Below are 21,221 nucleotides of genomic sequence, written 5' to 3' on the forward strand. Positions count from 1 at the left end.
TTACTCCAGTTCGGCGAGCTTGCGCTCGTTGTCCAGATGAAAGGCGCCATCCACGACAATTTTCTGGTCAATGGTCACCCCTTTCAGCACGGGATACACGTCATTGACTTCGGGGCCCAGCTCGACCGGGACACGCAGAAACCGGTTATCGCCTTGAGACAGGAATACATAATCCTGGTTGGCCTCACGCACCACCGCCGTTTCCGGCACCGCCAGGCTTCTTTCCGGATTATCGACAATATGCATGGTGGCCAGCATATCGGGCTTGAGCTTGCGCTGCGGATTCTCCACCATGGTGCGCACCATTACCGTGCGGGTCAAAGGATTGACGGTGTCGGCAACGAATATGATGAGGCCGTCGAAGGCTGCCTCGCCCAGTGCCGGCACGTGGATCTCCACGTGCTGGCCGACCTGCACATTACGCGCGATCGCCTCCGGCACATCGCCCACCACCCAGACCGAGGATAGGTCGGCCACTCCGAATAGCGGATCGGCCGGTTGCACCACCTGCCCGATGATAACATTCCGTGCAATAACGATGCCGGGCCTGGGTGCGTTGATGGTGACGGAGGGCAGGATATGCCCCTCCTTCGCCAATTCTTTCAGCACCGCGCTGTCCACGCCCAACAACCGCAATTGATCCGTCGCCGCACCCAGTTCGGCGCGAGCGACCTCCAGTTCCGACTCGCGCCGTTCCACCTCGGCGATGGCGATCACGTCGGCGGCCAGCAAATGATGGGCACGCTCGGCCGCTTTTTGGGTCAGGACCGTGCGCGAAAACGCACGCAGGTAGGCCAGCTGTGCCTGGGTCAATTCAGGGCTGGTAAGTCGCGCCAGAGGCTGTCCGGCCTCAACCGTGTCACCCAGAATGACGTATAGGTCGGTAATACGTCCCGTCACGTAGGACCCGATACGAACCAGCCTTTCCTCGTCCACCTCGACCTGGCTCGGAACCTGCAGCTTATCGGCTAGATCGACCATGGCAGGGTAGCCGAGCTTGATGCGCGGCTCCATTTCCGGCCTGATCGTGATGCTGTTGATATCCTCCGGCTCCTTCTGCGCGGCGTCTTTGGCGGGAGCCTCCTCGCTGCTGCCGCACCCCGCGGCAAGCAACGCGGCAATGATCACCGCACCGGCGATCCGTATCGTGGTTTTCATTGAAGGACACTCTCCCTGGGATAATAAGCCCGCAACCGGTCAATTTCAGCCGCGGCGGCTTGTAAATCAAAACGTGCCTGCAACGACTCCATCAGTATTCCTCGCAACACGCGCTGGGTGTCGAGGACTTCAATCAACGGGCGCTCGCCGAAGCGGTAAGCCGCCTGGGCAATCTGCAACGCGTTCTCGGCTTCCTTGATGATTCCGCCTTCGAACATCTCCACCCTGCGTCGTGCAATTTGCAGGGCCTGCCAGGCAGATTCGAGCAGCTGGCCGATCTCGAAGCGGCGGTATTCCAGCGTTTCCCGCACCCGCGCAGAATCCGCAACCGCTGCGTCGATCTCGCCGCGGCGACGGTAAAATACGGGAACGGTGACGTTGAATCCGGCCGTGTTCGACGTGTACTGGGCTTCCTGAAAATTGCTGAGCAAGATCTGTATCGAGGGATACACTGATGCCCGCTCCTGGTCGATCCGCAGGCGGGCGCGGTTCTGCTCGGCTTCCAGGCGCACCACATCCGGATTGACCGCCGGCACCTCCTGCCGCAACTCTTCCAGCGGAGGCAGGTTGACCGGATCGAACAGGGATGCGTTGATCGCGAAATCGGGCCGCAGGGCTCCTGCGGTAAACTGGATCAGCGCAACCCGCGCGCGCAAGGTGGCCAGCTCCGCCGCCTCCTTACGGCTGGCAGCGTTCAACACTTCGGCCTCGGATCGGACCAGTTCGAAGCGTGCTGTTTCCCCAATACCCACAGCCACTTTGATACGGCGCCGCACCTCCTCCATCAGCTCGAAAATACTGCCTTCCATGCGCGCGATTTCCTGGCGCAGCAGCAGCTCGTACGCGCGCACCCGCAATTGCGCCGCCAAATCCGCGCGCACCTGTTCGAAACTGGCGCGGCTGGCATCGACGCCCGCCTCGGCCGCATCGATGCGCGCACTGCGCAGCCAGGGATTTTCAATATTCTGCGCGATAGTCACAGCGCGGTGGTTCGTCGCCGGGTTGGCTGCCGCGATTCTCGGGTGCTGAGGACCGCCCGTCAACATCACTTGCGGATTAGGATAAGCCGCGGCGCCGACGACGCCGGCCGCCGCGGCATCGACTTGCGATTGTGCGGCACGGACCATGCCGTTGGCCTCCAGCCCCAACCTCTGCAGCGCGTCGATGGAGAGCGCGCCGGGGGGAGCGGGAGGCGACGTCGCGGCGGAAGGTATGGTGACAGACGGTATCCCGGACGGCCGCCCCGGAGCGGGCACGGTGGATGGTACCGAGGTGGACGGCATAGTGGACGGCACCGTGGCGGAAGGCGCTCCCGGCGGAGGCACCGTGGCCGGCGGTACCGTGGCGGAAGGTTCCGTGGAAGGTATTCGGTAAGGCAACGCGGAGGGAGGCACCGTGTAGGACGGAACCGTATAGGACGGTATTGTAGAAGGTACAGTCGTATAAGGTATCGTGGCGGGCGGTACGGGCGCGCGCGTGGGAATATCGGGGGCGGGTGGAGGCGGAGGTGCGGGCGCGAAAGTAGGGGGCGAAGTGATGGGGGGCATCATTGCGGGATCTTGCGCTGAGACTACCGGGGATGTAACGATGAGAATCAGGCTCAGCAAGATGCGCGAGCAGGGTGATATGTGCATCTACTACCTTTATATTTCCAAAAGAAATGAAACTCGCCTCAATCGCCGTGAACCAACCGGCATTTCAAACCCATTACCTGAATACCGCCACAAGGACCGAGACGGCCGCCCCCTGAATGTGCCAGACGTTGACAGTTACGCGATGTTCCGCCCAAAAAGAGCAAAACCGGGAATTACCAGGAATTTTGAAGTTTAGAGTAAAATTTGCATCAATGAAAGTAGTATATGTCTGATAATATCATCGATTTTTACGAACTATTGTCGAATACTGTCCACCGTATGAGGCGCGCCAGTGCTCAATTACAAGCAATTGCATTATTTTTGGGCCGTCGCCAAGGCCGGCAGCATCGTCCGGGCCAGCGAGCGGTTGCACCTCACGCCGCAGACCCTGAGCGGCCAGATCGGACTCCTGGAAGAGGCGCTCGGGGTAGCGCTATTCTTGCGGGTTGGAAGACGTCTTGAATTGACGGAGACCGGCCGGCTTGCGCTTTCTTATGCCGATGAAGTCTTCCAGATCGGAAACGAGTTGGAAGAGGCCTTGCGCAGCCGTCCCGAAAGCCGTTCGATCCAATTCCGGGTGGGAGTTGACGATGCGGTTCCCAAATCCATCGCTTATCGCCTGTTGACCCCGGCGATGTCACTTGCCGAACCGGTGCGTATTGTCTGCCGGGAAGACAAACTTGTGCGCCTCCTGGTGGAACTGGCGATTCAACGTGTTGATCTGGTGCTCGCTGACCGGCCCATGCCGGCGGGGACAAACGTGAAGGGCTACAGCCATAAACTCGGGGAGTGCGGCATCACATTTTTTGCCGAGCCAGGGCTGGCAGCGCAGTTTACGGACAAATGGCCCTCTATTCTCGATGCCGCCCCCCTGCTGATCCCCGGCAAGGAAGCCGCCGTGCGCACACCGCTGATGCGTTGGTTCGACGTTCATCAGATCCGGCCGCGTATTGTCGGCGAGTTCGACGACAGCGCGCTGATGCAGGCTTTCGGACAAGCCGGCATCGGTATTTTCATTGCGCCATCGGTGATAGCCGATGAAGTGCGGCGCGAACATGGCGTTACGATTCTCGGCCATACAGACGATGTCACCGAGCAATTCTACGCCATTTCAATGGAGCGGCGGCTTACCCATCCCGCCGTGGTTGCCATCAACGATACCGCTCACCGGGAACTGTTCGCCAACCTTTATCCCCGCTAGTTAAAAATGACTGGATTGCCGCCATACTGCGTTGCGCGTCGTTACATATGAATAACTATGCGCCTCCTCGCGCCTTGTCTGACAACAATCCAGTCATTTTTTAACATTCCTTCACGGTTTATTCATTTGAAGCGGTTATATACCGATATCTCGGACTCGCTACACTACCTTGCATCAAGGAATCACGGCCAGCTGCACGGCCGGTGAAAGAAACAGAGTACGAAATTTCTAGCGGACAGGCACCTGTCCGCTCCTTTCAACCGCCTATTTCTCGCCTGAGTTTGTCTGAAACAGTAGCTCGTTAATTCTCCTGACAAAACTGGCCGGGTCTTCAAGCTGTCCGCCTTCAGCCAATAACGCCTGATCGAACAGGATATGGCTCCAGTCGGCGAATTGCGTCTCCTCCGTTTTGAGGCGTTGTATCAGCGGATGGTAAGGATTGATTTCCAGGATAGGCTTGGCGTGGTTCACTTTTTGCCCGGCAGACTTTAGCAGACGCTCCAGATTTCCACCCATGTCATGGCTATCCGCCACAAGGCAGGCGGGAGATTCCGTCAAGCGTAACGTAATACGAACATCCTTCACCTGTTCACCGAGAATACTCTTTACTTTCTCGGTAAGCTCTTTGTACTCGTCCGCTTCTTTCTCCTGCTCCTTCTTCTCCGCCTCGTCTTCCAGTTTTCCCAGGTCGAGGCTGCCTTTCGCCACGGACTGTAGCGGCTTACCCTCGAACTCGGTCAAGTTCGCAACCAGCCACTCATCCACGCGCTCAGCAAGCAGTAAAACTTCGATGCCTTTCTTGCGGAAAACTTCCAGGTGCGGGCTGCTTCTGGCCGCTTTGAGACTATCCGCCGTGACATAATAAATTTTTTCCTGTCCTTCTTTCATGCGCGCAATGTAATCGCCCAATGACACCGTTTGCTCGTCCGTCTCGGCATGGGTGGAAACAAAGCGCAACAGCTTGGCAATACGTTCACGGTTGGCGTAGTCTTCCGCCACGCCCTCTTTGAGGACCTGTCCGAACTCCTTCCAGAAAGTTTTGAATTTAGCTCTCTCCTTCTCCTTGTTTTCCGAGTTTTCCGGGTTTTCGGGGTTTTCCGGGTTTTCCTGATTCCCCTGCCCTTCCCGCTCGCTTTGCGCCAGGTCTTCAAGCAATCCCAGTACTTTTTTCACTGCTCCGGCACGTATTGCTTCGATATCTTTTGATTCCTGCAATATTTCGCGCGAAACATTCAGCGGCAAATCGTTGGAATCGATCACCCCGCGCACGAAACGCAGATAGTTCGGCAGCAGCTGTTTCGCATCATCCATAATGAATACGCGCCGCACATAAAGCTTGATGCCGTGGCGGGCTTCGCGATCGAACAAGTCAAATGGGGCGCGCGACGGAATATAGAGCAACTGGGTATATTCCTGCTTACCTTCGACCCTGGCATGAAGGTAGGCCAGCGGCGGCTCGAAATCATGCGCCACGTGCTTGTAGAATTCCTCGTACTGCTCCGAAGTAATGTCGCTCTTGGGACGTGCCCACAATGCGCTCGCCTGGTTGACGGTCTCATCTTCATCCGTGATCGTATTTTCGTTCTTTTCCTGGGACCATTGCTCTTTTTTCATCACAATGGGCAGAGTAATATGGTCGGAATACTTACGGATGATCGCGCGCAGGCGCCAACCATTGAGCAACTCATCCTCCCCCTCGCGCAAATGTAAAGTAACTTCAGTTCCGCGGTCCGTTTTCTCCACTGTCTCAAGCGTATAATCTCCTTCACCGCCGGATTCCCAACGGACACCGTGTTCGGCGGTCAATCCGGCGCGGCGGGTGACAAGCGTCACCTTGTCCGCGACAATGAACGCCGAATAAAAACCGACACCGAACTGGCCGATCAAGTGCGCGTCCTTGGCCTGGTCGCCGGTTAACGAACTGAAGAATTCGCGGGTACCCGACTTGGCAATGGTACCGATATGGTCGATCACCTCCTGCCGCGACATGCCGATCCCATTATCGGCGATGGTGATGGTTCGAGCCGCGGCGTCATACCCTACGCGGATCTTCAAGTCCGAGTCGGATTCATACAGCGCGCCATCGGTTAATCCCTCGAAGCGTAGCTTATCGGCGGCATCCGACGCATTGGAAATCAGTTCGCGTAAAAAAATTTCCTTGTTGCTATACAAGGAATGAATCATCAGATTGAGTAACTGTTTGACCTCAGTCTGAAAACTTAGATGTTCTTTGGTAGCTGTCGCTTGCATGGGTTATCTCCTAAAAAAATGCAATAATATGATAAGGGCGGATTGGCGATTTTCAAGCTGCCCTACTCCGATAATCTCCAGAATCTCACTCCAGAAGACGATTTCTTTCCTTTTACTTTATGGATGCACATATAACCCCCCGGAGTCTTAGCATGTCCATCATAAAAACTCTTCTCCATTCTGCCGCCTTCTGCGTATTCTATGGTGTCTTGCCCGTAGCCGCACAATACCAGGATCGCCCGTCGCCACTGCCGCTGGATAAAATTAAACTGCCCGCCGGATTTTCCATTGACGTGTGGGCGGAAGTCCCCAACGCACGCGGGCTGACGCTAGGGAAAAATGGCACCGTATTTGCCGGCTCAAAGGAAGAGGGCAAGGTTTACGCGATCATCGATAACGGCGAGGCACGCCGGGTCAAAACCATTGCCAGCGGGCTCAGTTCACCGATTGGCGTGGCGTTCCGGGATGGCGCGCTATATGTTTCCGCAATCGAGCGCATCCTGCGCTTTGACGGCATCGAAGAAAAACTCGACCAGCCCGGAAAACCGGTTGTAATAACCAACGATTTTCCCAACGAAAAACACCATGGAGGGAAATTCATCGCTTTCGGTCCGGATGGCCTGCTGTATGTGCCGGTAGGAGCACCCTGCAATGTCTGCGAAGCTGATCCTGAGCGTTTTGCATTAGTCTCGCGTATCAAGCCGGATGGTACTGGCTACGAAGTCTATGCATACGGTGTACGCAACACGGTTGGCTTCGATTGGCATCCGGACACTAAAGAATTATGGTTCACTGAAAATGGACGCGACTGGATGGGCGATAACTTGCCGCCTGATGAACTCAATCGCGCACCCAAAAAAGGCATGCATTTCGGCTTTCCCTATTGTCACGGAAGCGATATTCTCGATCCCAAATATGGCGCAAAGCACGATTGCAGCAAGTTTATTCCTCCCGTAGCCAAATTCGGGCCGCACGTTGCAGCGCTGGGCATGCGCTTCTATACGGGCAAGATGTTTCCCCCTTCATACCGCAACAGTATTTTTGTTGCCGAGCACGGCTCCTGGAATCGCCGTAATAAAATCGGCTACCGGCTTAACTCTGTACAAATCAAAAACAACAAGGTGGTAAAGCAGGAAGTGTTCGCCGAGGGTTGGCTGCAAGGAGAAAACGCCTGGGGAAGACCAGTGGATGTGCTGGTAATGCCTGACGGAGCGTTGCTGGTTTCAGACGATTACGCCGGAGTCATCTATCGCATCAGCTACAAGAAGTCATAACCGGAATACTCCGCCGGCTGACAGTTCGCAGGACGGACCAGCGAAGCCTTATTCTGGCGATTTCGCCCACGAATCCACTGAGGATAACCGGCAGGCGCCAATACCGGTTATATTGACCGCTGAATAGCGTAAGCGCATAACGCCATCAGCGCCTGGGGGAAAATCCCGAATGCGAGCACCGCAAGCCCGTTCGCGCTTATCATTAGTTTAACGTCATTCTGAGGCAGAATCGGCGCATCAGTTTCCGGCTCGTCGAAATACATCAGTTTAACGATGCGCAGGTAATAGAACGCGCCGATCAGCGAAAATAGAACCGCCACCACCGCCAGCCATATGTACCCGGCGCTTAACACCGCCTGTAACACCGACAGTTTGGCATAAATACCCACCGTAGGCGGAATGCCCGCCATCGAGAACATCAACAGCAGCATGATAAACGCGTACCATGGATTGCGCCGGTTGAGCCCTTTGAAATCGTCGAGCTTCTCCGCCTCAAATCCCTCCCGTGACAACAGCATAATGATGCCAAACGTGCCCAGGGTCATCAATACATAGATGACAACGTAAAACATTGATGAGCTGTAACCGTTTTCATCCGCGGCGATTATCCCGAGCAGCATGAAGCCCATGTGCGAGATTGTGGAATACGCCAGCATGCGCTTGATATTTGTCTGGGCAATAGCGGCGAGATTGCCGATCATCATGGACGTCACGGCCAGGATAATGAGCATTCCCTGCCAATCCGCCACCATCGCTCCCATGCCTTCGACCAGCAAACGCATGATAAAGCCGAATGCCGCCAGATTGGGCGCCGATCCGATAAACAGCACGACTGCGGTGGGCGCTCCCTGATAAACATCCGGCGCCCACATATGGAAAGGCGCCACATACAATTTGAAACTGATGCCGGCTACGATGAATACGAGTCCCACCACCAGTACCGCATGATTGATTGCGCCGCTTTGAATCACTTCCGTTATGCGAGCAATGTGAAGCGAACCGGTCGACCCGTAAACCATGGACATGCCATATAACAGGAAACCGGAAGCCAGTGCCCCGAGCACAAAGAATTTTATTGCCGCCTCGGTTGCCTCTACTGAATCGCGTCGCAGTGCCACCATGGAGTAAAGCGATAGTGACAGGAGTTCCAGTCCCAGGTAGAGAGTCAGAAAATGGCTGGCGGAAATCATTACCATCATGCCGAGCGTGGCAAACAGCGCCAAACTGAAGAATTCACCGCTGAGCATGCCGCGCACGGCAATATAGCTGCGCGAATAGATCAGCACCGTGGACACTGCGATATACACCAGCATTTTCAGGATGTCGGCCATGGGGTCGTCCACAAACATGCCCGAGAATGTATGGACGACATCCGGGGTGGACGTGCCGAAAGTAATCAGCGCGCAACCGAGCAACGCAACTTGCGTCAACAAATAAGCGACATGGGGCTTTTTTTCGCCCCACGCAAGATCGGCCAGTAACACCACGCAGACCATTACCAGAAGAAATATCTCCGGGTAGGCGGGGGCGAAATCAGGCTGCAAAAAATTCATTTATCATCCTTAAGCAAGGCTATCGCATTTGCGCTACAGTTTGCTGTGGGCGATGTGCGCCAGCAAATCATCCACCGTGGTATGCATGACTTCCATCAACGGCAGCGGATAGAGACCCATTCCCAGTACCGCTACTGCCAAAACCGTCAATATCAGAATCTCCCGTCCGTTGATATCCTTCAGTTCCTCCACAGCGGGATTGGCGACAGCGCCAAACACCACCCGCTTGTACATCCAGAGTGTGTAAGCCGCGCCGGTAATAAGCGTCGTTGCGGCAAAAAATGCATACCAGAAATTTACCTTGACAGCGGCCATGATAACGATGAACTCGCCGACAAAACCGCTGGTGCCGGGCAATCCCGCATTCGCCATGCCGAACAGCATGAAGAACGCGGCGAAGATCGGCATTTTATTGGCTACGCCGCCATAGTCCGCGATCTGGCGCGAGTGCAGGCGGTCGTACAGGACTCCCACACATAAAAACATCGCACCTGAAATAAAACCATGCGAAATCATCTGCACCATCGCGCCTTCGAGTCCATAGGCGTTAAACAGAAAAAAACCAAGCGTCACAAATCCCATGTGGGAGACGGACGAATATGCAATGAGCTTTTTCATGTCCGCTTGCACCAGGGCAACAAGGCCGATGTAGACGACGGCTATCAATGACAGCACAATCATCATGCCCGAAAGATACTGGCTCGCATCCGGCACGATCGGCAGCGAAAATCGCAGAAAGCCGTAGCCGCCCAGTTTCAGCAAGATTGCCGCCAGCACCACCGATCCGCCAGTCGGTGCTTCGACGTGCGCGTCGGGCAGCCATGTATGCACCGGCCACATCGGCACCTTTACCGCGAAAGCCAGCAGGAAAGCGATAAATATCAGGATTTGCGGCTCCAGCGGCAGTGGCAGCTTGTGATAATCAAGTATCGCAAAACTGCCACCCGAAATCTTGTACAGATAAATGAATGCGATCAGCATCAACAGGGAACCCAGTAGCGTGTATAGAAAGAACTTGATTGCGGCATACACGCGGTTGGGTCCACCCCACACGCCAATGATGAGAAACATCGGAATCAGCGAGGCTTCCCAGAAGACGTAAAATAAAATTGCATCGAGCGAGGAGAATACGCCGTTAACGATGCCGGACATGATCAGAAACGCGCCCATGTATTGAGATACCCGTTTGCTTATCACCTGCCAGCCGGCGATCACCACCAACGGAGTGGTAAAGCAATTGAGCAAAATCAGCGGCATGGCGATTCCATCCACGCCCAGATGATAATGAATGTTGAAGCGTTCGATCCAGGCGCTACGTTCGACGAACTGCATGGCATTCATTAACGGATCGAATTGGGTATAAAGCGGGATTGCCACCAGAAAACCCGCCACCGCGCCGACAAGCGCGAGCCATCTTGCCAGGGGGGCATTACGGTCGCCACCGGTGGCAAGCACGCCAATGCCGGCAAAAATAGGCAGCCAGATGACCAGACTTAACAGGGGGAGACCAAACAACATGTATATTCCGTTTTATTCGTATTCGTTAGCGTGCAGCGGATGCAGGGCTGAAAAACCGCAATACTATTTTTGCCTCTTGTTATCTTTTTGCTTAAGGCCCGTACAGCCACAAGCTCATCAATATAAATACGCCAACGATCATGGTGAACGCATAATGATAGATATAGCCGGACTGGAAGCGGCGCATCAGCATGGCGGTCCCGGCCACCACCCGTGCTGTGCCGTTGACAAAGAATCCGTCAATGACTTTTACGTCGCCAAATTTCCAGAATCCGCTGCCAAGCGCGCGCGCGCCACCGGCAAAGAGCCAGGAGTAGAGTTCGTCGATAAAATATTTACGATCGAGCAAAGTATAAAGCGGTCCGGACGCTTGCTTTATTTTCCCCGGCAAATCAGTTTTCGCCATGTATAAATACCAGGCGGCAAAAATTCCGCCAACGGAAAACCAGAACGGCAGGGTCGTGACGGCGTGGGTCATCATTCCCCACACGCCATGAAATTCCAACGACATTTTCGCGATTGCTTCATGCTGAGGCAATATCTGTATGGCGCTACCGAAATAGTCTCCAAACAGCATTGGCCCGATCAGCCAGCCCGCACCGATGGACGGTACTGCCAGGATAACCAGCGGCAGAGTCACGACCCAGGGGGATTCATGCAGGTGTTCTTCGGTATGATGATCCATGCGCGGCTTGCCATGGAAGGTCATGAACACAAGGCGGAAAGTGTAGAAGGCAGTCACAAATACAGTGGTTACCGCACAGAAATAGGCAAAACCGGCCCCAGGAATGGTAGCGAAATGGACTGCTTCGATAATGGCGTCCTTGGAAAAGAAGCCTGAGAAGCCAGGAACACCGGCGCTCGCCAGCGCAGCGATGAACATCGTCCAATAGGTAATAGGCATATATTTTTTGAGTCCGCCCATTTTCCGCATGTCCTGCTCGTGATGCATGGCGATGATCACCGAACCCGCCCCCAAAAACAGCACCGCTTTGAAAAAAGCGTGGGTCATGAGATGAAAAATTCCCGCCGAATACGCCGACGCACCCAATGCCACAGTCATGTAACCCAGTTGCGACAAAGTGGAATATGCCACCACACGCTTGATATCGTTCTGCACCACCGCCACCAGCGCCATGAATAGCGTCGTGATGCCGCCGATCACCAATATCGCGGAGAGCGCGGTCTCGCTTAACTCAAATAGCGGTGACATGCGTGCCACCATGAAAATACCGGCGGTCACCATCGTCGCGGCATGAATCAGCGCGGAAATAGGTGTCGGGCCTTCCATCGAATCCGGCAGCCACACATGTAGCGGAAACTGCGCGGATTTCCCCATCGCCCCGACGAACAGCAAGAGGCAGATCGGCGACAATAACATCCACGGTGAACCGGGAACGATCTCAATCGTCTGCGTCATGACCTGCGGAGCCTGGGCAAATACCGCCGCATAATCTAGGGTGCCAAAATACGCTAGCACCATGCCGATACCGAGGAGGAAACCGAAATCGCCGACGCGATTGACCAGGAAAGCCTTTAAGTTGGCATAAATTGCCGTCGGACGCGTGTACCAGAAACCGATCAACAGGTAGGAAACCAGTCCAACCGCCTCCCAGCCAAAGAAAAGCTGAAGGAAATTATTGGACATCACCAGCATCAGCATCGAGAAGGTGAAAAGTGAAATATAACTGAAAAAACGCTGGTAGCCGGGATCCCCATGCATATAACCGATAGTGTAGATATGCACCATTAAAGACACGAAGCTCACCACGACCATCATCGTAGCGGAGAGTTGATCAATCAGAAATCCGACCTCGAAACGCGTATCCCCAGCGGTCATCCATGTATAAACGCTGCCGTTATAGATGTTTCCTTTCAGTACATCCATAAAAACGGCGATCGATGCAGTCACGCACACGAGCATCAATGCAATGGTGGCGCGGTGACTCCAGGCAGGACCGATGAGGCGGCCGAACAACCCCGCAATAAGCGCCCCTGCCAGGGGAGCCAATGGGATCAACAGATAAAGTTTTTGCATCTCGGTCATGAAAATTCAGTTTTGTTTTTAACTACGAGATCTGGTTCTGTGCCTGATCCAGTTTTGCACCCGTAAAATTTATCCTTTGAGTTTATCCAGATCATCCACGTTGATGGTGCGCAGATTGCGAAACAACACCACTAGGATCGCGAGGCCAATTGCAGACTCTGCCGCGGCCACGGTAAGAATGAAGAACACGAAAATTTGCCCCGATACATCCTGCAGATAATGCGAGAACGCAACGAAATTCATGTTTACCGCCAGCAGCATCAGCTCAATTGCCATCAACAGGATGATCACGTTTTTCCGATTGAGGAAAATGCCGACAATGCTGATCGCAAACAGAATCGCCCCAAGGACAAGGTAATGAGATAACGAAACCAAGCTAACGACCCCTGTTCAGGACAACATCATGAGAACGCGACATAATTATTTTCTTATTCTCTTCTCTGGCTTTACTCTTTCTTCTCGGACGGCATCGACACCATTCTCACCCGGTCCTCGCGCTTCACCGCCACCTGCTTCGCCGCGTCAAGCCCCTTGATACCGGTGCGATGGCGCAAGGTCAGCGCAATGGCAGCCACTATCGCCACCAGCAAAATGACGGCGGCCAGCTCGAATGCATAAACATATTCAGTGTAAATCAGACGGCCCAGTTCCTTGGTATTGCTGTAATCTCCGGCACGCGCGGGCGGAGCGGGCATTTCATCGATGCCAAACTGTTTGCCCACCAGCACCATGGCCATCTCGGCCGCCATGATCAACGCCAATAGTGCCCCGAATGGAAACCATTTCCAGAACCCTTCACGGAGCTGATCAAGATTGATATCCAGCATCATCACCACGAACAGGAACAGTACCATTACTGCTCCGACATAGACCAGCACCAGGGTAATTGCGAGAAATTCCGCCTCCAGCAACAGCCACAATCCGGCAGAAGTAAAAAAAGCCAGTACGAGCAGCAATGCTGAATGCACCGGATTGCGGGCAGTAATGACGCCCAATGCGGATGACACCAGCACCGCCGAGAAAAAATAGAAAATTATATCTTGAAAACTCATGTGGGCATTTCTATAAATTCGAAGTTCTAAGTAAGCACATTTACCGATTGAGTATGAAGGAAATTCAAGCGCGCATATTTTTGATAGGTTGGCGGTAATATTTTTGCGTGACGCAGCATCACGATCAAATCAGGATTTGTAGCGGTACCCATATGGGTTAATGGGCAAGATTCATCGGTAGCCTGCATCAGCCGCCCTGTCTTTTGCTATCTGCTCCTCATATCGGTCTCCCACCGCCAGCAGCATCTGTTTGGTATAGATCAGGTCGCCGCGTTTCTCGCCGTGGTATTCAAGAATACGGGTCTCGACAATGGAATCCACGGGACAAGACTCCTCGCAGAAACCGCAAAATATGCATTTTGTCAGATCGATGTCATAACGCGTGGTGCGGCGGGTACCGTCGTCCCGCTGCTCGGATTCGATGGTGATTGCCAGTGCCGGGCAGACCGCCTCGCATAGCTTGCAAGCGATGCAGCGTTCTTCCCCGTTCGGGTAGCGGCGTAGCGCATGCAGGCCGCGAAAGCGCGGCGACTGGGGCGTTTTCTCTTCCGGAAAGTGCACGGTGATTTTACGCTCGAATAAATACCGTCCGGTTAGCATCAAGCCCTTGAGCAGTTCAAACAGCAGGAAAGTACGAAAGAAATCCTTGATACGGTTCATGGCTTTCTCCTGTCTCAGTGAAACCACAAATTAAGTGGGAATGCGCTTCGGAACGACGCGGGAAGTTGCATTACCAAGCCCAGCAACAATATCCAGACAAGCGTGACCGGAATGAATACCTTCCACCCAAGGCGCATGATCTGGTCATAACGGTAGCGCGGAAAAGTGGCGCGGAACCAGAGAAAACAAAATAATAGAAATGCTATTTTTAGCACCAGCCAGATAAAGCCCGGGATCATCGTAAAGGGTGCAATATTGACTGGCGGCAGCCAGCCTCCCAGGAATATGAGGCTGGCGAGCGTTGCCACCAGGATCATATTGGCGTATTCCGCCAGAAAGAATACCGTGAAAGCCATGCCGGAGTACTCGACATGAAACCCGGCGACGATTTCCGACTCACCCTCAGCCACGTCGAAAGGAGCCCGATTGGTTTCCGCCACACCGGAAATGAAGTACACCAGAAACATGGGAAACAACGGAATGAGATACCAGTTGATAAAACTGCCGCCCTGCTGGCCCTTGACGATATCACCCAGGTTCAGGCTCTGTGACATCATCAGCACGCATACCAGGGCAAAACCCATTGCCAGCTCGTATGAAACCACCTGTGCGGCGGAACGCATCGCACCGAGGAAGGCGTACTTGGAATTGGATGCCCACCCCGCAATGATAACCCCGTAGACACCCATCGAAGTCATGGCCAGGATATAAAGCAGACCAGCATTGATATCCGCCAATACCGCTTCCGGAGAGAATGGCACTACCGCCCATGCCGCCAAAGCTGGCGCGAATGTCAGCACCGGTGCCAGGACAAACAAAAATTTGTTCGCCCCGCTGGGAATGATGATTTCTTTCATCACTGCCTTCACTGCATCGGCAATAGGCTGCGCCCAGCCGCCCAGCCAGGGAATACCGAAGAAGGTGACACGATTGGGGCCGACGCGCATCTGCATGAAGGCAATGATCTTGCGTTCCGCAAATGTGAGGTAGGCTACGGCAAGCATCAACGGCAGTATGATGGCAACGATCAACAGCGCATTCTTCGTCAGAACGAAAAGAGCAGGGCCCCATTCAGGGCCAAAGAAATCTCCGAATAATTGTTGTGCATATTCCATCAGTAACCCTGATTTCTTCTATTGGGACACTCTATCGATCAGAAACCTGCAAGCAACGCCTCACGCCCTATAGCCAAACAAAACTGCCGAATAAGTTTGGCGAATGAGGGAACCTTCGCCAGATAGGGATGTGTTAACCCGATCTATAGAATTTCCAATTACAAGCTGTTCCTTATCACAACCTTTCCACCGCGATCGGACCAAACATATCTCCCAGCGCCGCGGTAAGGGGATGTGCGGCTGCCACGCGCACACAATTGGCAGGCAGCTTATCGTCTTGCGCCGCTGGCAGTTGTATCTCTCCATCCCCTTGTTTCAACCTCACATTGTCGCCCGTCCGGATGCCCAGCTTGTTCATTAAATCGCCCCGCATCCATGCCACTGGCGCGGCGGCATCACGCGTGCGCTGCAGCGATTCGGCACGGCGAACGATGGGATCAGCCTGATAAATCGGGACTTCGCCGATGCGTTGAATTTCGTCGTCCGGGGAGCCACGCATTGGACCGCTCATTTGGCCAATATCACTCACGGTGAAATTCCTCAGGTTGTTATCCAGCCGTGCGCCAACCTCGACTCCCGCCGGGAGTATCTCCGCACGCACCTGTTCCGGCGTTTCATAGTCAAAACCTTCAAGTCCCAGCATATTGCCCAACACGCGTTGAACCTTCCATGCCGGACGCGCATCGCCGAGGGGTGCTACCACGCCATTAAAACGTTGTACGCGGCCTTCGGTGTTGATAAAAGTGCCGGAGGTTTCCGTGTATGGCGCAATCGGCAACAGCACGTCGGCATAGTTACCCTCAAGAACGGCACGGTTTGCGTATGCGCTCATTATCACTACCAGCTCCGCCCCCGCCAGTGCTTTCATGGTTTTCTGCGGATTGTGGCTGTCCAGCTCCGGTTCGAGGTTCATCAGGACGTAGGCACGGCACGATTCCGGCATGGGGGCGGGTGCAATGGCCTCCGCATAAATACCGAGCATTTGCGCAGCATTGGCGCCCGCCGGTTCCGGTTGACCAGCACCGCCGGTTAACACTTTCAAAGGGTCGTCACCAGGAACTGCGCCGGCAATATACGCCCCGACGCTATTGGCAGCCTCACCCAATATACCGAACCCCGCCTCGACGACTTGCGCAATATGCTGTGCCAGCGCATGAATATCGGTATAGTGCGGATGATGCTGCGCCAGATTGCCAAGAAAAACCGCAGCAGGTTGGTTATTGATAAGGCTGGTTGCCGTCGCTCGCGCAGTATCGGTCACGCTGACCTCGCGCAACGCATCTTTTGCGGCATTGGGAATTTCCACTTCCTTCAGTTCGGCGGCAGCTTTCAAGACCTGAGCGAGCATCGCCGCCATTGCATCGGGGGCAATGATTGCGGAATTTGATACCTTGGTCAACAGATCATCCCCTACCGGATTGATCAGATTCAATTGCGCGCCCTGCTTCACTGCCTGACGCAAACGCTGCGCGATGAGAGGATGGTCCTTGCGCAGCGTGCTGCCGATAATCAGCGCCGACTTCAATCGTGAAATATCCGCGATACTCATTCCCAGCCAGGGCGCACCTTGCAACCGACTATCCGCACGAAAATCGGTTTGGCGCAGGCGATGATCCACATTCCCGCTACCCAGGCCCCGCACAAGTTTTTGCAGCAGATAGAGTTCTTCCAGGGTACTGTGAGGAGACCCCAATGCACCAATGCTTTGTGCACCATATTTTTCTTTTACCGCTTTCAACCCGTTGGCAACGAATTCCAGCGCGGTTTGCCAATCACATTCCTGCCACTGGCCATCGCGCTTTATCATGGGCGTGCTCAGTCGTTCTTCCGAGCTCAATCCCTCGTAGGAAAAACGGTCCTTATCCGATAACCAGCACTCGTTGATTTCTTCATTCTCGCGTGGCAATACGCGCATCACGCGGTTCTGTTTCACCTGGATCACGAGATTGGAACCGAGACCGCAATGCGGACTCACGGATTTTCTGCGCGATAATTCCCAAGTGCGGGCCGAATAGCGGAATGGCTTGCTGACGAGTGCGCCCACCGGACAGAGATCAATCATGTTGCCGGACAATTCCGAATCCACCGTACTGCCAACAAACGACAGAATTTCAGCGTGCTCGCCGCGACCCGCCATGCCCAACTCCATGATGCCGGCGATTTCCTGGCCAAATCGCACACAACGGGTGCAGTGGATACAGCGGGTCATGTCGGTGGAAATCAATGGGCCCAGGTTCTTGTTTATCACCACCCGCTTGGCTTCGGTATAACGCGATGCGCTCGCTCCATAGCCCACCGCCAGGTCCTGTAGTTGGCACTCACCGCCCTGGTCGCAAATAGGGCAATCCAGCGGATGATTGATAAGCAGGAATTCCATCACGCCTTTTTGTGCCGTTACCGCCTGTCCGGAATGGGTAGAGACCTTCATGCCTTCCATGGCGGGCGTGGCGCAGGCAGGCAAAGGCTTGGGGGCTTTCTCGACTTGCACCAGGCACATGCGGCAATTGGCAGCGATGGAAAGTTTCTTGTGATAGCAGAAATGCGGAATGTATATACCCAACTGGTTGGCACCGTCCATGACGGTACCGTTTTTGGGCACAGACACCTGCTTGCCGTCGATTTCGAAATTGATCATTGGATAGTCGGATTAATCACGAATCACGCAGATAAGAGCCAACTGACTTTATCCATGCTTTCCATGTCGTTACACCATGCATCGCTTGTGCTCGATGTGATACGCAAACTCGTCACGAAAATGCTGGATCATGGCACGCACCGGCATAGCCGCCGCGTCTCCCAGCGCGCAAATGGTACGTCCCTGAATATTATCAGCAACATTATTGAGCAGATCCAGGTCTTCCATTCGCCCGGAACCGGTTTCGATACGATGTATCACACGGTAGAGCCAACCGGTGCCTTCACGGCACGGCGTGCATTGACCGCATGATTCCTCAAAGTAGAAATATGACAGCCGCTCCAGTGCTTTCACCATGCAGGTAGTGTCGTCCATGATGATGACCGCACCGGAACCGAGCATGGAACCGGCTTTGGCGATGGAATCATAATCCATGTCGGTCTGCATCATGATGTCGCCGGGCAGCACGGGCATGGATGAGCCGCCCGGAATGCATCCTTTCAGTTTTCGTCCGCCGCGCATGCCGCCGGCCATTTCCAGCAGGGTTGCAAACGGCGTGCCGAGCGGTATCTCGTAGTTGCCGGGTTTGTTGACATGGCCGGAAACGGAAAAAAGCTTGGTGCCGCCATTATTGGGCTTGCCGAGTTGCAGAAATTTCTCGCCGCCATTGCGGATGATCCAGGGTACGGACGCAAATGTCTCGGTGTTGTTAATGGTGGTGGGCTTGCCATAGAGGCCAAAGCTCGCCGGAAAAGGAGGCTTGAAGCGTGGCTGGCCTTTCTTGCCTTCCAGTGATTCCAGCAGGGCTGTTTCCTCACCACAGATATAGGCGCCATAACCATGATGATTGTAGAGTTGAAAACTGAAATCGGAGCCCAGGATATTATTGCCGAGCAATCCCGCCTCGCGTGCTTCGTCTACCGCCTCCTCCATGCGCTCATAGGTGTCCCAGATTTCTCCATGAACATAGTTGTAGCCCGTCCCGATGCCCATCGCGTAGGCCCCGATGATCATGCCTTCTATCAGGATGTGCGGATTATGACGCATGATGTCGCGGTCTTTGAACGTGCCCGGCTCGCCTTCGTCAGAATTGCACACCAGGTATTTATCGCCCTCGTACTGCTTGGGCATGAAACTCCATTTCAACCCTGTGGGGAAACCCGCACCACCGCGTCCGCGCAATGCGGATTTCTTCACTTCCTCAATGACCTTTTCAGGCGGAATACCTTCGCTCAGAATTTTTTTCAGCGCCGCATAACCCTCGCGCTCCTCATAATGCCTGAGCCTCCAGTTGTCGGGATCGGAAGGATTCAGTCCCGCCAGCAGTATCTGCGTAGGCTGGGTCATTTGCTCAACTCCTCCAGCAATTGGTCGATATTGTCGTTGGACATGAAACTACACATGCGTTTGTTATTCACCAGGAGTACAGGCGCGTCACCGCATGCTCCCATACACTCTCCTTCTTTTAAGGTAAATTTTCCATCAGCCGTCGTCTCATTGAAACTGATACCCAGTTTATTCCGGATATGAGCGACAGCGTCGTTGGCGCCTGAGAGAGCGCAGGGAAGATTCGTGCAAACCGTGATTTTGGATTTACCCAGCGGCTTCAAGTTGTACATGTTGTAGAACGTCGCCACTTCATATACCGCGATTGGTGGCATTCCAAGATAATGGGCGACAAAATCCATAGTTTCGTTGGCCAGCCATCCTTTCTCATCCTGAGCGATGGCGAGCGCCGACATCACCGCCGACTGCCTTTGATCGGGGGGATATTTGGCGACCTCGCGGTCGATTTTCTTTATGGACTCAGCGCTTAACATTATCTATCTGGTCAATGCATCATCTGTCTATTTCACCGAACACAATATCCTGGGTGCCGATAATCGCCACAACGTCAGCGATCATATGGCCGCGCGACATTTCATCCAGTGCCGCGAGATGGGGAAAGCCCGGCGCGCGGATTTTCAGACGGTAGGGCATATTGGCGCCATCCGATACCAGGTAAATGCCAAATTCCCCCTTGGGATGCTCGACGGCCGCATAGGCCTCGCCCGGCGGCACGTGGAAGCCCTCGGTAAAAAGCTTGAAATGATGAATCAGTTCTTCCATATTCTGTTTCATTTCGACACGCGCGGGCGGCGCGATCTTATGATTATCGGTTATCACCGGGCCGGGATTATTGCGTAACCACTCCACGCATTGCTTGATGATGCGATTGGACTGACGAAATTCTTCCATCCTTACCAGATAACGATCGTAGCAATCGCCATTGACACCTACCGGTATGTCGAAATCAATTCGATCATAAACCTCATAAGGCTGTTTTTTCCGCAAATCCCATTCCACGCCGGAGCCGCGCAGCATCGGTCCGGTAAAACCCAGTGCCTTCGCGCGTTCAGGCGAGACTACGCCAATACCGACCAAGCGCTGTTTCCAGATACGATTGTCGGTGAGCAGGGTTTCATACTCATCCACATATACCGGAAAGCGGTTGGTAAAATCTTCGATAAAATCCAGCAGCGAACCTTGACGATTTTCGTTAAGTACCTTGGTACTTTTTTCGTTGTGGATTTTTGATGCCTGATATTGCGGCATCGTTTCGGGCAGATCGCGATAGACTCCGCCAGGACGATAGTACGCGGCATGCATTCTCGCTCCCGATACCGCCTCGTAACAATCCATCAGGTCCTCGCGATCGCGGAAAGCATAGAGGAATACTGTCATTGCGCCCACGTCCAGCGCATGCGCGCCCAGCCACAATAGATGATTGAGTATGCGCGTGATCTCGTCAAACATCACGCGGATATACTGCGCGCGCAATGGCACTTCAAGCTGAAGCAACTTCTCGATAGCCATTACATATGCGTGCTCGTTTGACATCATGGAGACATAATCCAACCGGTCCATGTAGGGTACGGATTGAATGAAGGTTTTATACTCCGCCAGCTTTTCGGTAGCGCGATGCAGCAGACCGATGTGCGGATCGGCGCGTTGAATCACCTCGCCGTCCAGCTCCAGCACCAGGCGCAATACGCCATGCGCCGCCGGATGCTGCGGCCCGAAATTCATGGTGTAGTTGCGTATCTCGGCCATGCTTAGAGAGCCTTAAATTCGCGCTGCGAAG

18 protein-coding genes are annotated in these 21,221 nt (G+C 54.2%); 4 read left to right on the forward strand and 14 right to left on the reverse strand.

Annotated elements, in window-relative coordinates:
* Both BLP45_RS13565 and BLP45_RS13570 read right to left on the reverse strand, forming a co-directional pair.
* A complete protein-coding gene (locus BLP45_RS13565) occupies positions 1–1,158 on the reverse strand; it encodes an efflux RND transporter periplasmic adaptor subunit (protein ID WP_090373027.1) in 1,158 nt (385 codons plus the stop codon).
* On the reverse strand, positions 1,155–2,285 hold the full coding sequence (locus BLP45_RS13570) for a TolC family protein (protein ID WP_256327840.1): 1,131 nt from the start codon (positions 2,283–2,285) through the stop codon (positions 1,155–1,157). Before BLP45_RS13570 ends, BLP45_RS13565 begins: the two co-directional genes overlap by 4 nt.
* On the opposite strand from BLP45_RS13570, the gene BLP45_RS15000 reads away from it, so the two are divergent.
* The 3 genes from BLP45_RS15000 (at position 2,284) to nhaR (ending at position 3,993) form a co-directional block, all read left to right on the forward strand.
* Positions 2,284–2,532 (forward strand): hypothetical protein, encoded by a 249-nt coding sequence (locus BLP45_RS15000; RefSeq protein WP_256327841.1) that lies wholly within the window; start codon positions 2,284–2,286, stop codon positions 2,530–2,532. The genes BLP45_RS13570 and BLP45_RS15000 overlap by 2 nt on opposite strands.
* Positions 2,533–2,610: 78 nt before the next feature.
* Complete coding sequence (locus BLP45_RS15005) at positions 2,611–2,988, forward strand: hypothetical protein (protein ID WP_256327842.1); 378 nt, start codon at positions 2,611–2,613, stop codon at positions 2,986–2,988.
* A gap of 96 nt (positions 2,989–3,084) precedes the next feature.
* Entirely contained in the window at positions 3,085–3,993 is a 909-nt protein-coding gene (gene nhaR / locus BLP45_RS13580; protein ID WP_090373030.1) for a transcriptional activator NhaR, read from the forward strand.
* A 264-nt stretch (positions 3,994–4,257) separates the two neighbouring features.
* Here the strand turns inward: nhaR and htpG are convergent, their stop codons facing one another.
* A complete protein-coding gene (gene htpG, locus BLP45_RS13585) occupies positions 4,258–6,243 on the reverse strand; it encodes a molecular chaperone HtpG (RefSeq protein ID WP_090373031.1) in 1,986 nt (661 codons plus the stop codon).
* A 152-nt stretch (positions 6,244–6,395) separates the two neighbouring features.
* On the opposite strand from htpG, the gene BLP45_RS13590 reads away from it, so the two are divergent.
* Positions 6,396–7,517 (forward strand): PQQ-dependent sugar dehydrogenase, encoded by a 1,122-nt coding sequence (locus BLP45_RS13590; protein ID WP_090373032.1) that lies wholly within the window; start codon positions 6,396–6,398, stop codon positions 7,515–7,517.
* A 107-nt stretch (positions 7,518–7,624) separates the two neighbouring features.
* On the opposite strand, the gene nuoN is transcribed toward BLP45_RS13590, so the two are convergent.
* The 11 genes from nuoN to BLP45_RS13645 all read right to left on the reverse strand — a co-directional run bounded on the left by nuoN (position 7,625) and on the right by BLP45_RS13645 (position 21,190).
* The gene (gene nuoN / locus BLP45_RS13595; protein ID WP_090373033.1) at positions 7,625–9,070 is read right to left on the reverse strand and encodes an NADH-quinone oxidoreductase subunit NuoN; all 1,446 of its coding nucleotides are present in this window, start codon (positions 9,068–9,070) and stop codon (positions 7,625–7,627) included.
* A 33-nt stretch (positions 9,071–9,103) separates the two neighbouring features.
* Positions 9,104–10,588 carry an NADH-quinone oxidoreductase subunit M gene (locus tag BLP45_RS13600; RefSeq protein WP_090373034.1) on the reverse strand — a complete coding sequence of 495 codons (1,485 nt, stop codon included), beginning with the start codon at positions 10,586–10,588 and terminating at the stop codon, positions 9,104–9,106.
* A 91-nt stretch (positions 10,589–10,679) separates the two neighbouring features.
* Positions 10,680–12,635: an NADH-quinone oxidoreductase subunit L gene (nuoL, locus tag BLP45_RS13605; protein WP_090373035.1), complete on the reverse strand. Its 1,956-nt coding sequence runs from the start codon at positions 12,633–12,635 to the stop codon at positions 10,680–10,682.
* A 69-nt stretch (positions 12,636–12,704) separates the two neighbouring features.
* The gene (gene nuoK, locus BLP45_RS13610; RefSeq protein WP_041513877.1) at positions 12,705–13,010 is read right to left on the reverse strand and encodes an NADH-quinone oxidoreductase subunit NuoK; all 306 of its coding nucleotides are present in this window, start codon (positions 13,008–13,010) and stop codon (positions 12,705–12,707) included.
* Between the two features lie 71 nt (positions 13,011–13,081).
* The gene (locus tag BLP45_RS13615; RefSeq protein ID WP_090373036.1) at positions 13,082–13,687 is read right to left on the reverse strand and encodes an NADH-quinone oxidoreductase subunit J; all 606 of its coding nucleotides are present in this window, start codon (positions 13,685–13,687) and stop codon (positions 13,082–13,084) included.
* A gap of 171 nt (positions 13,688–13,858) precedes the next feature.
* Complete coding sequence (gene nuoI / locus BLP45_RS13620) at positions 13,859–14,347, reverse strand: NADH-quinone oxidoreductase subunit NuoI (protein ID WP_090373037.1); 489 nt, start codon at positions 14,345–14,347, stop codon at positions 13,859–13,861.
* Between the two features lie 14 nt (positions 14,348–14,361).
* Positions 14,362–15,462, reverse strand: coding sequence for an NADH-quinone oxidoreductase subunit NuoH (nuoH, locus tag BLP45_RS13625; protein ID WP_090373038.1), 1,101 nt, complete (start codon positions 15,460–15,462; stop codon positions 14,362–14,364).
* Between the two features lie 175 nt (positions 15,463–15,637).
* Entirely contained in the window at positions 15,638–18,097 is a 2,460-nt protein-coding gene (gene nuoG, locus BLP45_RS13630; RefSeq protein WP_090373039.1) for an NADH-quinone oxidoreductase subunit NuoG, read from the reverse strand.
* 69 nt (positions 18,098–18,166) lie between these two features.
* Positions 18,167–19,444: an NADH-quinone oxidoreductase subunit NuoF gene (nuoF, locus tag BLP45_RS13635; RefSeq protein WP_090373040.1), complete on the reverse strand. Its 1,278-nt coding sequence runs from the start codon at positions 19,442–19,444 to the stop codon at positions 18,167–18,169.
* Positions 19,441–19,917, reverse strand: coding sequence for an NADH-quinone oxidoreductase subunit NuoE (gene nuoE, locus BLP45_RS13640; RefSeq protein WP_090373041.1), 477 nt, complete (start codon positions 19,915–19,917; stop codon positions 19,441–19,443). The genes nuoF and nuoE overlap by 4 nt, the downstream gene beginning before the upstream one ends.
* A 19-nt stretch (positions 19,918–19,936) precedes the next feature.
* Positions 19,937–21,190 (reverse strand): NADH-quinone oxidoreductase subunit D, encoded by a 1,254-nt coding sequence (locus BLP45_RS13645; RefSeq protein WP_090373042.1) that lies wholly within the window; start codon positions 21,188–21,190, stop codon positions 19,937–19,939.
* Between the last annotated feature and the right edge of the window lie 31 nt (positions 21,191–21,221).

The organism is Nitrosospira sp. Nl5 (assembly GCF_900102495.1).
Classification (GTDB): Bacteria; Pseudomonadota; Gammaproteobacteria; order Burkholderiales; family Nitrosomonadaceae; genus Nitrosospira.

What these genes read in the sequence shown, in the direction of transcription:
- BLP45_RS13565 (WP_090373027.1), bottom strand. Translation starts at nt 1,158, where the DNA reads ATGAAAACCACGATACGGATCGCCGGTGCGGTGATCATTGCCGCGTTG.
- BLP45_RS15000 (WP_256327841.1), top strand. Translation starts at nt 2,284, where the DNA reads ATGCCGTTGGCCTCCAGCCCCAACCTCTGCAGCGCGTCGATGGAGAGC.
- BLP45_RS13570 (WP_256327840.1), bottom strand. Translation starts at nt 2,285, where the DNA reads ATGGTCCGTGCCGCACAATCGCAAGTCGATGCCGCGGCGGCCGGCGTC.
- htpG (WP_090373031.1), bottom strand. Translation starts at nt 6,243, where the DNA reads ATGCAAGCGACAGCTACCAAAGAACATCTAAGTTTTCAGACTGAGGTC.
- BLP45_RS13590 (WP_090373032.1), top strand. Translation starts at nt 6,396, where the DNA reads ATGTCCATCATAAAAACTCTTCTCCATTCTGCCGCCTTCTGCGTATTC.
- nuoN (WP_090373033.1), bottom strand. Translation starts at nt 9,070, where the DNA reads ATGAATTTTTTGCAGCCTGATTTCGCCCCCGCCTACCCGGAGATATTT.
- BLP45_RS13600 (WP_090373034.1), bottom strand. Translation starts at nt 10,588, where the DNA reads ATGTTGTTTGGTCTCCCCCTGTTAAGTCTGGTCATCTGGCTGCCTATT.
- nuoL (WP_090373035.1), bottom strand. Translation starts at nt 12,635, where the DNA reads ATGACCGAGATGCAAAAACTTTATCTGTTGATCCCATTGGCTCCCCTG.
- BLP45_RS13615 (WP_090373036.1), bottom strand. Translation starts at nt 13,687, where the DNA reads ATGAGTTTTCAAGATATAATTTTCTATTTTTTCTCGGCGGTGCTGGTG.
- nuoI (WP_090373037.1), bottom strand. Translation starts at nt 14,347, where the DNA reads ATGAACCGTATCAAGGATTTCTTTCGTACTTTCCTGCTGTTTGAACTG.
- nuoH (WP_090373038.1), bottom strand. Translation starts at nt 15,462, where the DNA reads ATGGAATATGCACAACAATTATTCGGAGATTTCTTTGGCCCTGAATGG.
- nuoG (WP_090373039.1), bottom strand. Translation starts at nt 18,097, where the DNA reads ATGATCAATTTCGAAATCGACGGCAAGCAGGTGTCTGTGCCCAAAAAC.
- nuoF (WP_090373040.1), bottom strand. Translation starts at nt 19,444, where the DNA reads ATGACCCAGCCTACGCAGATACTGCTGGCGGGACTGAATCCTTCCGAT.
- nuoE (WP_090373041.1), bottom strand. Translation starts at nt 19,917, where the DNA reads ATGTTAAGCGCTGAGTCCATAAAGAAAATCGACCGCGAGGTCGCCAAA.
- BLP45_RS13645 (WP_090373042.1), bottom strand. Translation starts at nt 21,190, where the DNA reads ATGGCCGAGATACGCAACTACACCATGAATTTCGGGCCGCAGCATCCG.